This is a genomic window from Paeniglutamicibacter sp. NPDC012692 (assembly GCF_042901625.1).
Lineage (GTDB): Bacteria > Actinomycetota > Actinomycetes > Actinomycetales > Micrococcaceae > Paeniglutamicibacter.
Map to the genome: position 1 here is coordinate 395,251 of NZ_JBIBDE010000002.1, position 14,886 is coordinate 410,136.

12 protein-coding genes are annotated in these 14,886 nt (G+C 66.9%); 10 read left to right on the forward strand and 2 right to left on the reverse strand.

Annotation, left to right across the window (positions count from 1 at the left end; translation table 11 throughout):
- Positions 1–36: 36 nt before the first annotated feature.
- Together ACFY5D_RS09975 and ACFY5D_RS09980 are read left to right on the forward strand one after the other, a co-directional pair.
- Complete coding sequence (locus ACFY5D_RS09975; RefSeq protein ID WP_387528595.1) at positions 37–1,275, forward strand: saccharopine dehydrogenase family protein; 1,239 nt, start codon at positions 37–39, stop codon at positions 1,273–1,275.
- Between the two features lie 203 nt (positions 1,276–1,478).
- Entirely contained in the window at positions 1,479–1,979 is a 501-nt protein-coding gene (locus ACFY5D_RS09980; RefSeq protein WP_387528598.1) for a DUF805 domain-containing protein, read from the forward strand.
- Positions 1,980–2,075: 96 nt separating this feature from the next.
- Here the strand turns inward: ACFY5D_RS09980 and ACFY5D_RS09985 are convergent, their stop codons facing one another.
- A complete protein-coding gene (locus ACFY5D_RS09985) occupies positions 2,076–4,361 on the reverse strand; it encodes a glycoside hydrolase family 3 C-terminal domain-containing protein (protein WP_387528601.1) in 2,286 nt (761 codons plus the stop codon).
- Between the two features lie 137 nt (positions 4,362–4,498).
- Between ACFY5D_RS09985 and ACFY5D_RS09990 the strand changes: the two genes are divergently transcribed.
- The 5 genes from ACFY5D_RS09990 (at position 4,499) to ACFY5D_RS10010 (ending at position 9,394) form a co-directional block, all read left to right on the forward strand.
- The gene (locus ACFY5D_RS09990; protein WP_387528604.1) at positions 4,499–5,086 is read left to right on the forward strand and encodes a TetR/AcrR family transcriptional regulator; all 588 of its coding nucleotides are present in this window, start codon (positions 4,499–4,501) and stop codon (positions 5,084–5,086) included.
- A gap of 257 nt (positions 5,087–5,343) precedes the next feature.
- Positions 5,344–6,711 carry an MFS transporter gene (locus ACFY5D_RS09995; RefSeq protein ID WP_387528607.1) on the forward strand — a complete coding sequence of 456 codons (1,368 nt, stop codon included), beginning with the start codon at positions 5,344–5,346 and terminating at the stop codon, positions 6,709–6,711.
- Positions 6,712–6,839: 128 nt separating this feature from the next.
- Positions 6,840–7,637, forward strand: a complete 798-nt coding sequence (locus tag ACFY5D_RS10000; RefSeq protein WP_387528610.1) for a histidine phosphatase family protein — start codon at positions 6,840–6,842, stop codon at positions 7,635–7,637.
- Between the two features lie 207 nt (positions 7,638–7,844).
- The gene (locus ACFY5D_RS10005; protein WP_387528613.1) at positions 7,845–8,441 is read left to right on the forward strand and encodes a TetR/AcrR family transcriptional regulator; all 597 of its coding nucleotides are present in this window, start codon (positions 7,845–7,847) and stop codon (positions 8,439–8,441) included.
- Entirely contained in the window at positions 8,438–9,394 is a 957-nt protein-coding gene (locus ACFY5D_RS10010; RefSeq protein ID WP_387528616.1) for a DMT family transporter, read from the forward strand. Before ACFY5D_RS10005 ends, ACFY5D_RS10010 begins: the two co-directional genes overlap by 4 nt.
- A gap of 58 nt (positions 9,395–9,452) precedes the next feature.
- Here ACFY5D_RS10010 and ACFY5D_RS10015 read toward each other — a convergent pair whose 3' ends face one another.
- Entirely contained in the window at positions 9,453–10,877 is a 1,425-nt protein-coding gene (locus tag ACFY5D_RS10015) for a flavin monoamine oxidase family protein (protein WP_387528618.1), read from the reverse strand.
- Between the two features lie 489 nt (positions 10,878–11,366).
- Here ACFY5D_RS10015 and ACFY5D_RS10020 point away from each other — a divergent pair, with 489 nt between their 5' ends.
- From ACFY5D_RS10020 to ACFY5D_RS10030, 3 genes are read left to right on the forward strand one after another with little or no spacing between them, the layout of a single operon-like run.
- Positions 11,367–12,290, forward strand: coding sequence for a phosphate/phosphite/phosphonate ABC transporter substrate-binding protein (locus ACFY5D_RS10020; protein WP_387528621.1), 924 nt, complete (start codon positions 11,367–11,369; stop codon positions 12,288–12,290).
- Between the two features lie 37 nt (positions 12,291–12,327).
- Entirely contained in the window at positions 12,328–13,167 is an 840-nt protein-coding gene (gene phnC, locus ACFY5D_RS10025; RefSeq protein ID WP_387528624.1) for a phosphonate ABC transporter ATP-binding protein, read from the forward strand.
- A complete protein-coding gene (locus ACFY5D_RS10030) occupies positions 13,164–14,873 on the forward strand; it encodes a PhnE/PtxC family ABC transporter permease (RefSeq protein WP_387528626.1) in 1,710 nt (569 codons plus the stop codon). Before phnC ends, ACFY5D_RS10030 begins: the two co-directional genes overlap by 4 nt.
- Positions 14,874–14,886 lie beyond the last annotated feature (13 nt).

Sequence of the window (14,886 nt, forward strand, 5' to 3'; positions counted from 1 at the left end):
CAACACCGCAACACCGCCACCAGAAAGGCCACAATCGTGCAGATCCTCATCATCGGAGCCGGCGGAGTCGGCGCGGCAGCAGCCCGCATCGCCAAGCGCCGCGACTTCTTCACCTCCTGCCTGATCGCCGACTACGATCCGTCCCGCCCCGAGAAGCTCATCGCGGAACTTGCAGATCCCCGCTTCAAGGCGGCACAGGTCGATGCCTCCGACGCCGCAGCCGTCGAGGCACTGGTGCGCGAGAACGGGATCACCCACACGCTGAACGCGGTGGACCCGCGCTTCGTGATGCCGATCTTCACCGGTGTCACCAACGCCGGGGCCACCTACCTGGACATGGCCATGAGCCTGTCCACCCCGCACCCCCAAACCCCGCACGAGCTTACCGGAGTGAAGCTGGGCGACGAGCAGTTCGGGCAGCACGAGGCCCTCGAGGCACGCGGCATTCTTGCCCTGTGCGGCATCGGCGTCGAGCCGGGCCTCTCCGACGTCTTCGCCCGCTACGCGGCGGACGAGCTGTTCAGCGAGATCGACGAGCTCGGCGTGCGCGACGGCGCCAACCTGACCGTCGAGGGCTACGACTTCGCCCCGTCGTTCTCCATCTGGACCACCATCGAGGAATGCCTGAATCCGCCGGTGATGTACGAGGCCGAGCGCGGCTGGTTCACCACCGCCCCGTTCTCCGAGCCGGAGGTCTTCGACTTCCCGGAGGGCATCGGCGAGGTCGAGTGCGTGAATGTCGAGCACGAGGAAGTGCTGCTGATGCCGCGCTGGATCGATGCCAAGAAGGTCAACTTCAAGTACGGCCTGGGCGAGGAGTTCATCTCCGTGCTCAAGACCCTGCACATGCTCGGCCTGGATTCCACCAAGCCGATCAACGTCAAGGGCCAGATGGTTTCCCCGCGCGACGTCGTCGCCGCGGCGCTGCCGGATCCGGCACAACTGGGCCACCTGATGAAGGGCAAGACCTGCGCCGGCCTGCTGGTCACCGGCAAGGACAAGAACGGGGCGCCCAAGCGCGTCTACCTGTACCACGTGACCGACAACGAGGAGACGATGGCCCGCGACAACTCGCAGGCAGTGGTTTGGCAGACCGCACTGAACCCGGTCATCGCCCTGGAACTGCTGGCCACCGGCGTGTGGACCGGCGCTGGCGTGCTGGGCCCGGAGGCCTTCGACGCCAAGCCGTTCCTTGACCTGCTCGGCTCCGAGGCCCCGGCAGGCTACGGCTCCCCCTGGCACGTCCAGGATCGCACCCACGAGCTGGGCGCCTAGCTTTTAACGCGCAACGGGAGGTTCCGGCCATTTGGCCGGGGCCTCCCGTTGCGTTTTACTGCCACCTCCCCTGAGGCACGCGGCGACATCGTTGCCCGGGAAACGCGTTGCCAGCGTCGCCATATGTGCCATCGCCCCGTCGATGCCCGGATTGCGTGTCAACTAAGATGACAAAAGATCACTTCGCTGGAGGAACGCGCACCATGTCATACCCCGCCTACCCGCCCGGGAACCCCTACGCTCCAGCCGGACCAGACAGCCTGCAGCTGCCCCGTTACGGCGCCACCTTTGGTGAAGCCGTCAAGCGGTACTTCAAGAAGTATGCGACCTTCAGCGGCCGCGCCAGCCTCAGCGAGTACTGGTGGGTCATGCTGTTTAACACCCTGGTCGGGATCGTCGCGGCGGTCGCCATGATCATGAGCGGCGCATTGGACATCGATCCGGTTTCCACCGAGATGCCCCCGGGTGCCGCACTCGTTGAGTTGCTGGCAAACATCTACGGCTTTGCCACACTTATCCCCACTTGGGCGCTGGCCGTGCGCCGCCTCCACGATGCCAACCTCAGCGGCTGGCTGTATCTGCTCATCCTCGTGCCGCTTGTCGGGTTCGTGGCCGTCCTGGTCTTCACTCTGATGACGGCCAATCCGGCAGGGGCACGCTTCGACAAGGGCCAGGCCTGGCCGGCGGGCCAGCCGACGTCCTAGCGTCGAAGCCGTTCGAATGAAACGCCCATGCAACCGGGTCCCGGTTCCATGGGCGTTTCTCGTTCAGTGGCGCCCCCTATCGGGCGCGGTCCCCGGCTATTTCGTCGAGCTGGGCTCCACAACCCGTGCCGCACCGTCCGCGGGAGCGGCCTCGTATCCAGCAATCAGCTCCGCGAGCCGTTCGTGGGTGAGCGGAACATCAGGGAAGTTCGGCAGCCGGCCGATGGGGAAGGATGACATGAGCGTTGCCATGACGTCTTCCTCGTCCTCCGCGATTGCTTCGTCCTCCTCTGGAAGAAACGCCCGGAGCGCTTCCTGCATGTGCAGGGCGGCATCGGGATCGGCAAGCAATTCCCCGAGCGTGGTCTCCGCGCTCAGCGCCAGCCGCACCGGATCCCCCTCCAGCTCGATGGCAGCGAGCGCACGCTCGTCGCGGCTCGAGGCGCCGACGGCCGCCTCGTAGTGTCCCGGCTCGACAAGCCAGGCATCGAAGCGGGTGTCCCAGTAGGCAAGGTCGGAGCGGTCGACGGCGAGCTCGACCTCGCGGCTCTCCCCCGCGCCAAGCTCGACGCACGCAAAGGCGGCCAGGCTGCGCGGCGGGCGGGCGACCGCGGATTCGTTGCGCCCCACGTAGAGCTGCACGACCTCGCGCCCGCTCCGGGATCCGGTGTTCCGCACCGTGACCCGGGCGCGCAGCCCGCCATCACGTTCCTCGAGGCGAAGCCCCGAGTAGTCGAAGTCGGTGTAGGAAAGCCCGTGCCCGAACGGGAAAAGCACGCTCGCGCTACGTGCGTCGTACCAGCGGTAGCCCACGAAGATCCCTTCCCCGTAGCGCACGTGCCCGTGTTCGCCCGGGAAGTCCAGTGCCGCGGGGGTGTCCGCGAAGCGCAGCGGGATCGTCTCCGCCAGGCGGCCCGAGGGGTTCACCCGTCCCATCAGCACGTCGGCGAGCCCGCCGCCGCCTGCCTGTCCGCCGAGCCATGCGGCCAGCAGCGCCGGGACCTTGTCCGCGAAGGGCATCTCGACCACGCCTCCGCCCACGACGGCCACGGCGATCGCCGGATTCGCGGCATGGACCGCATCGAGGAGCGAAAGCTGCGCCGCGGGCAGCCGGAGGTGCATGCGGTCAAAGCCTTCGGATTCGGCGGAACTCGGCAGCCCCACCATCAGGAGCACCACGTCGGCCCGCGCCGCGGCGGCGACCGCCTGAGCCACCAGCTCCGGGTCCTCCGCCGCGTTGGCGCCCAGGGTGTATCCCGGGGCGAAGTCGACGGCGCCGACCCCGGGCATGGCCCGCAGCTCGTCGAGAAGGTTTTCCACGCGCGTCGGGTTGACCAGGGAGGAACCCGCGCCCTGGTAGCGCGGGGTGCGGGCGAACTCGCCGATCACGGCGATGCGCAGGCCCGGCGCGAACGGAAGCAGCGAGCCCTCGTTCTTCAGCAGTACCGTGCCGCGGGCGGCGGCCTCGCGGGCCAGCGCGTGGTGGGCCCCGTGGTCGGCGGGGACGGGGGCGTCCTGCGTCGCGGTCTTGCGGGCGAAGTCGACCAGGCGTTCGACGCTCTCATCGAGGACGCCCTCGTCGAGTTCGCCCGTGGCGATGGCCCCGGCGATCCGTTGGACGCTGTGTCCGGGGTTGCCCGGCATTTCCAGGTCAAGCCCGGCCTGGAGGGAACGGACGCGGTCGGACACCGCGCCCCAGTCGGAAACGACGATTCCGTCGAAGCCCCACTCGTCCCGAAGCACGTCCGTGAGCAGCCAGCGGTTTTCGGCTGCGGAGACGCCGTTGATCTTGTTGTACGAGCACATGACGGTCCAGGGCTTGGCCTCGCGCACGACGCGCTCGAAACCGCGCAGGTAGATTTCACGCAGCGGCCGGGGGTCCACGTCTGCGGAGACCCGCATCCGGTCGTGTTCCTGGTTGTTGGCGGCAAAATGCTTGACGGAAGCACCGACGCCCCTGGACTGCAGCCCACGCACCAGTGCCGACCCGAGCACCCCGGAGACCAGCGGATCCTCGGATAGGTACTCGAAGTTCCGCCCGCAGAGCGGCGAACGCTTGATGTTGATGCCCGGGCCGAGCACCACCCCCACGTTCTCCGCGCGCGCCTCGGCTCCCACTGCCGCGCCGATCCGTTCCAGCAGGTCGACGTCAAAGGTGGATCCCAGGGTCACCGCCGGCGGGAAGCAGGTGGCGGGCACGGAGTCAGCGAGTCCCAGGTGGTCCGAGTCGCCCTTCTGCAGACGCAGGCCGTGCGGGCCGTCGGTAAGCAGCACAGCCGGCACGCCCGCCCGTTCAAGGCCCTCGGTATGCCAGAAATCTCGACCGGTGGTGAGCGAGGCACGCTCCTCGATCGTCAACCCGCCGGGGATCTGCGTATTCATCAATGTCCTCTTTCTGAATCGGCGGATACGGCACCGCACTTGCTAATACCGTATATCACTCGGTATTACGAAACAAGGGCCGTCCGCCCGAACCCCATCCACGAAAGCGCAACCGGGCCCCGGGCTAGAATTGCTCCATGGCTCGTCGAGGATCGTATGCAAAAGGTGTCGCAAAACGCGAGGAGATTCTCGATGCAGCACTCGAGGTCATTGCCCGCGAAGGATATCGCAAGACCTCGGTCCGCGAGATCGCCGCAGCCGTGGACCTCAGCCAGGCGGGACTGCTGCACCACTTCGCATCCAAGGACGAACTCTTCACCGAGGTCCTCCGCCACCGCGACGAGGTCGACACGGCCAACGCCAGCGCCGACCCCGAGGCAAGGCTGATTGACACGTTCCCGGTGGTGGTCCGACACAACTCGGCGGTGCCCGGCCTTGTCCAGCTTTACGTCAGCCTCTCGGCAGAGGCCCCCGACCCTATGCACCCCGCACACAAGTTCTTCACCGAACGCTTTGACCGTTTCCGCGGCGAGCTCGCGGAGGAAATCCAGGACGGGCAGCGGGAGGGCGAGTTCAACCCCGACCTCGATCCGGAACTTGCGGCGAACTCGCTGTTGGCACTCACCGACGGCCTACAAACCCAATGGCTCCTGAACCCCGCACTGGACATGGCCAGCCACCTCGAGGCCACAATCGATTCCTGGCGGTCGAACCCCAAATCCTGACGCCCAAACCCCGCCTTCCGGGCAGGTGCCGGGCATGATGCACCGGACGCCGGACCTCCGGCCCGGCCGGGCCGACTTTTTACGTGCGCCCGATTCCCCTCGAAAGGCGGGCGGCCGGGTAACGATTTCCTCGGCGAGCGCCTCAAAACCGACCCCTTGACGGTATTTGTGATCCGGGGCACACTTTAACACCGAGCGCCACTCGGTATTGGATTCGAAGGCGTGAACCCCATCGGACACGACGCTGAGGACGCGCCATGAATCCACAGAATTCCGCACCGGACCCCCCGTTCCCCCTGGCGTCCACGGAGCAGATCGACACCGCAGCCCCGTTGCCCGGGACTCCCCCGCAGAGCCCGCCGCCGACCCGCACGCTGCTGCCCGGCATCCCGGTCGCCTCCCTGACGCTCTATGCAACCTACGCCGCGCTCATCGGAGTGCTGCTGCCCAGCCAGATCGCCGTGCTGGACGAGGAAAACAAGGTTGGCAACTTCGCGATCGTCACCACCACCTCCTTCGTCTTCACGCTGTTCGCCCAGCCCATCGTGGGGGCCATCAGCGACCGCACGCGCTCGAGGCTGGGGCGCCGCGCACCGTGGATGATCCTCGGGGCGCTGATCGGCGGCGTCCTGATGCTGGGCCTGGGATCGTTCACCTCGCTGGTGTGGATCACCGTCTTCTGGGTGGTCATCCAGGTGGCGCTCAATGCCCTGCAGGGCCCGTTCAGCGCCATCACCGCCGACCGCTTCCCGCGCAACAAGCGCGGCACCGCAAGCGCCATGGCGGGAATCGGCATGCAGATCGGCGGCACCCTCGGCGTGCTGGCAGCCGGCGCCCTGGCCGGAGCCCTCGGGATCGCCTATTCGGCCTTCGGGATCGCCATCATCCTCACCACGGTCCTCTTTATCGTGGTCAACCGCGACTGGTCTTCCGCCCACTCGCAGGTGCCCGCCTGGAGCTGGAGCGCCTTCCTCCGCGGCTTCTGGATCAACCCGCGGAAGAACCCCGACTTCGCTTGGGCCTTCACCGCGCGCTTCCTCTTCATCCTGGGCTACTTCGTGGTCAGCACCTTCCAGCTCTACATCATCACCGACTACATCGGCATGTCGCTGGAGGACGCCCAGACGGCCATCGGCACCATCGCCTTGGCCTCCCTGCTGCCAACCATGGCCGCGATCGTGCTGGCCGGCTGGTGGAGCGACCGCGTGGGGCGGCGCAAGGTCTTCATCTATGCAGCCTCGGTGATCATGGTCGTCTCACTGGCGATCCCGCTCTTCAACCGGACCCTGGAGGGGCTGATCCTCTCGGCCGTCATCGACGGGATCGGCTTCGGCTTCTACATGGCCTGCGACACCGCACTGATGACCGGGGTCCTGCCGGGCGCGGGCGCCGCGGCGGGCAAGGACCTGGGCATCCTGAACATCGCCACCAACATCCCGCAGGCCATGAGCCCGGCCATCGCGGGCGTCATCATCGGCACCGCCGGCGGCTACCCTGCGCTGTTCGCCTTCGGCATGGTCGCGGTGGTGCTCGCGGCCATCGCGTTTGCCCCGATCTGCTCGGTGAAACAAGGACGGCCATGCGAGCGTGCGGGCACTTCGCCCCGGCGCCGCGTAGCCCGGTGATCCGACCCGCAGGCAGGGTCAGCAACGCCTTCTGATCACAGACACCGCAACCACAGGCCCTGGACACTCCCTTTTAGGGAGCACCGGCGATGACGCCCGCCCAGATGCCGCATTCAAAGGAGATGGACATGAATTCTTTCCTCACCCGTTTCACCGGCACGGCAGTGGCCGCCCTGAGCCCCGCGGCCCTCGCCGCTTGTTCGGCGCCATCGGCACCGCAGGCCACAACGACACCTCAGGCAACACCCCCGGCTGACCAGTCCGTCACGGTGTACCTCACGCGCCACGGGGAAACCCTGCTCAACATCCTGGAGCGCGCGCAAGGCTGGAGCGATTCCCCGCTCACCGACGACGGGCGCAAGACCGCCTCGGCGGTCGGTGCGGGCCTGGCCAAGAAGATCGGCACCGTCGACGCCGCCTATTCCGCCGACATGCTCCGCCACTACGAAACGGCGTCGCTCATCGTCAAGGGCATGGGACAGGACCTGCCGGTGGAACGCGACGAGCGCCTGCGCGAACTCGCCTTTGGCGGCTTTGAGGGCGGCGACGGGAACGCGATGTGGGGAGCCGGAATGAAAAAGCTCAAGGTGGCGTCGCTCGACGAGGCCTTCGAGCGCTTCACGCTGACCGAATTGACCGACGCCATGGCCTCGGCTAACCCGAACCCGGAAATCCCCGCCGAGGGTTGCACCCTGGCGGGCCCGCGGATGCGCGAGTCCCTCGATGCGATGGCCGGCGCCGCACTCAAGGAGGGCAAGTCACGGGTGCTTGCGGTCAGCAGCGGACTGTCGATCTCGTGCGTGCTGGATTCCCTCGGCGCGACGCTTCCGGATGGGGGAATCACCAACGGCGGCGTCAGCGTCCTCACCTTCAAGGACGGCAACTGGACAGTCGGCAAGGTGAACGACACCAGCTACACGAAGTAACCAGCACCCCGGGAAAACGCGCCTTATCCCCGAAACCCGGATGGTGTCCCGCCGCATCGATGCGGTGGGACACCATCACGCTTTTAACCCCGGGCACCGGCGCACGGACAGTGGCGGCGCCAGGGAAAAGGCGCCAGCCGCGGGGACCCGGTGACATCCAGACCATTAAGTAGGTAGACTGATCTACCTACTTAGAAATGGTGAGTCATGGGTGAAATTACGGGCCGGCAGCGTCCGGCGCGGGATCGTCTGATGAGGGCAGCGGCAGACCTGTTCTATGCGAACGGGATTGCGGCGACCGGCATTGACGCGATCACCGAGCAGGCGGGCGTGGCGCGGAAGAGCCTGTACAACAACTTCGCGTCCAAGGACGAGCTGGTGCTCACCTATCTCACCGAACGGCACCAAGAATGGCTGGAGCTGCACCGGGCGCGTACAGCCGGGGCGCGGACGGCCCGCGACCGGGTGCTGGCGGTGTTCGATGCCTACATCGACCACGCCGAAGCCGCCTACTCCCACGGGTTCCGCGGATGCGGGCTGCTGAACGCGGCGGCCGAGCTGCCGGTGGGTGCGCCAGGGCGGGCGGCAGTGCGGGAACACAAGGAAGAGGTCGAGGCGATCCTGGCCGAGTCGCTGACCGAGGCCCTCGACGCCGAACTGGCCGCGGACCTCGCCGAGGAACTGTCTTTCCTGCTCGAGGGCGCCGTGGCCCGCGCCGGGCTGGAAGGAACATCCGACCGCCTGGTTCGCGCCCGGACCATCGCCGCCGCACTGGTTGATGCCGAGTTGGAGGACGCGGCATGAGCCGCGGGAGAATGCTCGCCATCGGGGCCATCACCGTCACCTCGATCCTGTGGGGCACCACGGGAACCGCGGCGACGTTCGCTCCCGATGCCGGCCCGCTGGCGATCGGGGCCGCGGCACTGGGAGTCGGCGGCATCCTGCAGGCCCTCATCGCGATTCCCGCGCTGCTGGCCAACCGCGCTCGGCTGCGCGCCAACCTGCCCCTGGTCGCCGTGGGTGCCGTGGCGGTGGCGATCTACCCGCTGGCGTTCTACAGCTCGATGCATCTGGCCGGGGTGGCACTGGGCACCGTCGTGTCGCTGGCCTCGGCCCCGCTGGCCTCCGGGGTGCTGGAATGGTTCGTGCAACGCACCCCGCTCGGCCGGTGGTGGATGGTTGCCGCAGGACTCGGAATCATCGGCAGCGTGCTGCTGTGCCTATCCAAGATGGCCGCCGGCCCCGAAGACGCCGGGAACACCATCGCCGGCATGGCGCTCGGACTTGTTGCCGGAGCCACCTATGCCTGCTATTCGTGGTGCGCCCGGCGCCTCATGGACCGAGGCGTCGGGCGCTCCGCCTCGATGGGTGCGGTGTTCGGGGCAGGAGGCGTCCTGCTCCTCCCGGTGCTTTTCCTGACCGGCGCACCACTGATCGCCACTCCCCAGGCGTTTGCCGTGGCTGCCTACATGGCACTGGTCCCGATGTTCCTTGGCTACGTGCTCTTCGGGTACGGATTGGCCCGTCTGGGCGCCAGCACCGCAACCACCATCACGCTGAGCGAGCCGGCCGTCGCAGCGATCCTGGCGGTGGTCATCGTCGGTGAAACCCTCAGCCCCGCGGGCTGGAGCGGGCTGGCCATCATCGGAGCGGCGCTAGTCGTCCTGGCCGTTGCGCCGGCCACTAGTGCAGCACCGACCAACACCGCCCGGCAGCGCGACCTTCAACCAGTACCCGGCGTACCGGCCAAAAGGTAACCCGCCGCGGGATCGCGGCACCATGCGCACAGCGATCCCCGCGGGCTTTTGCCTTTGGCTACATCCGGCGCAGGGCCGCCAGAGCCAGGTCCGCGGCCTCGGTTCCCGAATCGCGCGAGGTGTGGACCATGCTCGTGGTCATGCCGGCCCAGAAGAGCACGCCTCCGACCGGGTCGCTCAGGCCGTCGCGGCGCGAGAACGGGCCCGGGTAGGCACCCAGCGCAAACCTGTCCTTGGACCAGTCGTACGTAGTGGCCCCCACGTTCTGCAGGCCCGGGTCGCCGGCCAGCTTGCGCACGGTTTCAAGTCCCGCCTGGTGCCGTTCGGCCACCGGCAGGTCGAGCAGCTCCTGGGCCTTTGCGCCGGTCATCCACGTGACGATGAGCTGGCCGCCGTATCCGGGCGTGCCGCGCGAGGCATCCCACAGCGTCGGCGGGTTCTCGGAGAACAGCGCGGTGACGTCCCAGCGGCGCGGGAGCGCGGCATCCGCCGGCACCACGGGCTCGGCGAATTCAAGGATTCCCTTGAACACCGACAGGTAGCTGATCTCGTCGATGGCCGTTCGGCGTGCGGAAGGCAATGGCGGGTCGAAGGTGATCGCGCCGGACTTCAACACCCCGCCGGGCACCGCCATGACCACCACGCGGGACCTGAACGACCCGTTGTTGGTGTGGATGTTTACGCAGCTGGCGCCGTATTCGACGGTGTTCACCACGGTGGACTTGCGGATCGTGACATCTCGCATCAGCGGCTTGAGGATCTGGTCGTAGCCTCCGATGACCCGGTAGTCACCATATTCCTCCGTCGGCATGGCGCCCGAGTACTGCTGCATGTCCAGGACGAGCCCGAGCTCCTCGACGACCATTTCCGCGGGCATCACGTCGAACTGTTCGTAGTCGCCCTCCAGCACCCAGAAGTAGATCGGGTAGTTCGAACGCGGGATCCCGATCCGCGCCAACCACACTTCCGCGGTCTCCCCGGCCAGTGGCTGCGGAATCCCGACGGGGAAGGATGGCGCGCCCTGCGGGAACTGGAAGGTGTCGTAGTTCTTGGCGCTGTTCCACGTGCTGTCGCTGACATTGATCTTGGCGAACTTGTCTTCCCATCGATGGGTGGTCAGGTTCTGCTGCCGGATCAGTTCCCAGGTGGAAACGTCATGGCCATGGACCATTTCCCCGCCGCGCTCATGCGGGATGCTCAGCGAGGTTCGGTCGGTCCACAGGCGGCCGCCGATCCGGTCCCTGGCCTCGAGCACCAGGACCCGCTTGCCCGCGGCGGCGATCTTTCTGGCCGCGCCGAGGCCCGCGGCCCCGGCGCCGACGACGATCGCGTCCCAGGTGTAGGTCGGCGCCGCCACTGCCGACCACGGGCTGGCCCCTGCCGTAAGCAAAAGGCCGGCCGCGGCCGCACCGGCTCCGAGGATGGTTCGTCGGGAAACGATTCCCGTGGTTTTATCCTGTGGACGAAGGTTTTCTGGCTGCATGGAGCTTCCTTTCGTAGTCCGCGACGTTGCGGCGTTTCAAAGTGCCATGCCGTCCCCTATCCCCAACCGACGATTGTGCACTGCGTCACACACTAACAATCGTCAACAGTGTTGTCTACGCAGTTGACAAGGGCGTTGTCGATTAACCCGACTGCACGGATCCGCACCCTCCACTCGCGCACCGATACCTGCGAACGCCCACTTCAAGGCCGGGACCGGAACAGAGTTGTCTGGTCAACTCCGCCCGGGTGCCGCAATCTCGACCGAGACCCCGGCCGGGCGGACATTGCCATGTCGCCTCGCTATGCTTTTGCCTCCCGATGCAGGTCAAGGCCCCAACGCACATTCGAAAACCAACACCAGAAATGCAGGGTCCGTTCACCGGCAGTTCACGGATTTGGTGGTTGATGGTTGAACTTGGTGAATATCGTCGACACTCGGCACAGACTCCTGTGCACACAAGATGATGACTCCGAAGGAACCAGCACCGTGTCTACTCGCACCAAGATCTCGGCCCTAACCCTCGCCCTCCTCGCCACCGTTTCCCTGGCGGCATGCTCGGCGACTCCCGCCGGGAACGCACAGACCCCGGACGCCGCAGCCGCAACCGGCTTCGCCAAGGACGCCAACACCCTGGTGTTCGGCGTGGTGCCTGACTCGGTCGACACCGAGACCAACTACCAGCCGCTGATGGACTACCTGGCCAAGGCAACCGGCAAGACCGTCGAATACCACGAGTCCACCGACTACGCAGCGCTCATCGAGGCCTCGATCGCAGGCAAGATCGACGTCGCTTCCTTCTCCGGCTTCACGTACGTGACCGCCGCCAAGAACGGCGCCAAGATCACCCCCGTCTCCTCGATCGTCACCTCGGAGGGCCAGGAGCCGGGCTACTTCTCCCAGGCCATCGTGCCGGCGGACAGCGATATCAAGACCATCGCCGACATGAAGGGCAAGAAGGTCTGCTTCGTCGACCCGTCCTCGACCTCCGGCTACCTCTTCCCGTCCTACAACCTGGGCAAGGCCGGCATCAACGTCGACACCGACATCGAGAAGGTCTTCGCCGGCAAGCACGACGTTTCCGTGGCCAAGGTCGGCGAGGGCAAGGAATGCGAGGCCGGCTTCGCCGAGGACAGCGAGGTCGCCAAGAGCGACAAGGTCAAGGTCATCGACCAGACCATGGTTCCGGGCGCACCGATCGTCGTCTCCGACAACCTGCCGGAAGAACTGCGCACCGAGGTTGCGGGCCTGATGAAGGAACTGACCATCGACGAGATCGCCGCCGCCGGCATCAAGGGCGCCGACTCCGAGGGCTTCAAGGCCGTCTTCTTCGAGACCAAGCCGGTGGACGACGCCTACTACAACACCATCCGCGACATCTGCAAGAGCACCAACGCCTCGCAGTGCCAGTAGTTACCAAGTAGAACGAGGGATGGAACAGGTGGACAAGGTGTCTGGACATGCAATCACGGCCACGAATGTGGTTAAGGTATTCGGCGACAAGGCTGCGCTCAAGGGCGTTGACCTGGCCATAGAACCGGGCGAAATGGTGGTGCTGCTGGGCCTCTCGGGCTCCGGGAAGTCGACCTTCCTGCGGCACGTGGACGGGTTGGAAACACCGACCAGCGGCACGCTCAACGTCCTGGGCCAGGAGCTCACCACGCTTTCGGGCAAGGAGATGCGCAAGTTGCGCTCCAAGGTGGGTTTTGTCTTCCAGCAGTTTGAACTTGTTCCATCCCTGACGGCACTCGAAAACGTGCTGACCGGTGCGCTGTCCTCGCTCAGGGGCCCGCGCCTGGGCCTGGCAACCTACCCGCGCCGCCTGCGCGTGAAGGCGCTAGAAACCCTCGAGCGGGTCGGCCTGCTCGAGCGGGCCTACGCGCGCGCCGACACCCTTTCGGGCGGTCAGCAGCAACGCGTCGCCATTGCCCGCGCGCTCATGCAGGAACCCGAGATCCTGCTGGCCGACGAACCCGTCGCCTCGCTGGATCCCGAATCAAGCCGGATCGTCATGTCGCTGATCCGCGACATCGCCCGCGAACGCAATCTCACGGTCCTGTGCTCGCTGCACCAAGTGGACCTGGCCCTCTCCTGGGCCGACCGGATCATCGGGTTGCGCGAGGGTGCCGTGGTCCTGGATACGCCGACCGCCGGCCTGGGCCGCGCGGAGGTCATGGAGATCTACGGCAAGGTCTCGGTCGAACCCGCGGCCGCCGCGGCACCCGCCAAGGCCGACACGGAACCCAAGCACGCCGCATCCCTGGCCTACAGCGGGGCCGCCACCTCATGAGCGTCGACACCCGGATTCCCGCTCCGACTCCGGCCCCGGCGCCCACCGCCGTGACGGGCAGGACCGGGGCCCTGCCCCGTCCCACGCCCGAGCGCACCGCGGTGGTGCTGACCCTGCTGGCCATCGTGGGCATCTCCATCTACTCGCTGGCGAAGGCCGAGATCTCGATCTCGAACATGCTGGGAAGCATCGCCAACGCCGAGCGCTTCCTGGCCCGCGTCGGCACCGTCAAGTTCCCGCCCTTGGCGGAGCTGCTCGAACTCACGGTCCTCACGCTGGGCCTGGTGCTGACCGGCACGCTGCTGGCAGCCGCCCTGTCCGTGCCGGTGGCCTACATCGCCGCGGCCAACACCACCCCCGGCCCGGTCTTCCAGGCCGTGGGCCGCTTCATCACGGTCTTCACCCGCGCCATCCCCGACGTCGTCTTCGCCATGGTGTTCATCCTGGTGTTCTCCATCGGAGCCCTTCCGGGCATCCTTGCCATCGGCCTGCACTCGATCGGCATGATTTCCAAGCTCTTCGCCGACGCGATCGAGCAGATCGACGAGGGGCCGCGGCTGGCCATCCGTGCCGCCGGCGGTACCAAGACCCAGGAATTCATCGGCGGCGTGCTGCCGCAGGTGCTGCCGTCGTGGATCGCCACGGTGCTGCACCGCAACGACATCAACCTCCGCGGTTCGGTGATCCTGGGCTACGTGGGCGTCGTGGGCCTGGGCCTGGAAATGTCCCATGCGTTCAAGTCGCTGAACTACTCGCTGGGCGTCGGCATCGCGATCGTGATGTTCATCCTCTGCGTGGCCATGGAACTGGTGTCCGGCGCCATCCGCAAGGTCCTGCTGGGTCACACCCCGGATACCTCGCGCGGCACCGCAAAACGCGCGACGGCCCGCCGTGCGGCGCGCGCCGCCGCACCCCTCACGGCCCACTCGCGCAGGCCATGGACCATGGCCCGCGTGCGCAACCTCGTCTGGGGTTGGGGCGCCGTCGCCGCGGCAGTTGCGGGCGTGTGGGTCTGCGACATCAAATGGAGCGACCTGCTCGAGGTCTGGCCGAAGCTTCCGGCCATCATGGCCCAGTTCTGGCCGCCCAACTTCGGCTCCTACGACTTCGCGACCATGGCCTCGGCCATGGGCAAGACGCTGGCCGTCGCCCTGGCGGCGGTGATCCTGTCGCTGGTGTTCTCCCTGGTGCTGGGTTCCTTCGCCGCACGCAACGTGGCACCGAACGATTCGGTGCGCGCGGGCTCCCGCCTGGCCCTGGTAATGGTCCGCGGCGTCCCCGAGATCATCTTGGCGATCCTGCTCATCGTCATCACCGGGCTGGGCAGCCAGGCGGGCATCATCGCCCTGGCCTTCGCCGGCGTGGGGCTGCTGGGCAAGCTGATCGCAGACTCCCTTGAGGAGGTGCAGACCGGGCCGCAGAAGGCACTCACCGCCACCGGCGCCACCCGTTTCCAGACCTACGTGTCCGCCACGCTGCCGCAGGGCGCCCGCGCCATCATCGGCCACAGCTTCTACCTGCTGGACTCCAACATCCGTGCCGCGACCGTCCTTGGCATCGTCGGCGGCGGCGGCATCGGCTACTACCTGCTCAATGCGGGCCAGGGGTCGAACTACCAGCTCGTCAGCTCGATCGTCCTGATGATCCTGGTGACCGGGCTCGCCGTCGAGGGCATCGCCATGTGGGTGCGCAAGGTCCTGCGCTAGGCCCTTCCCGGCA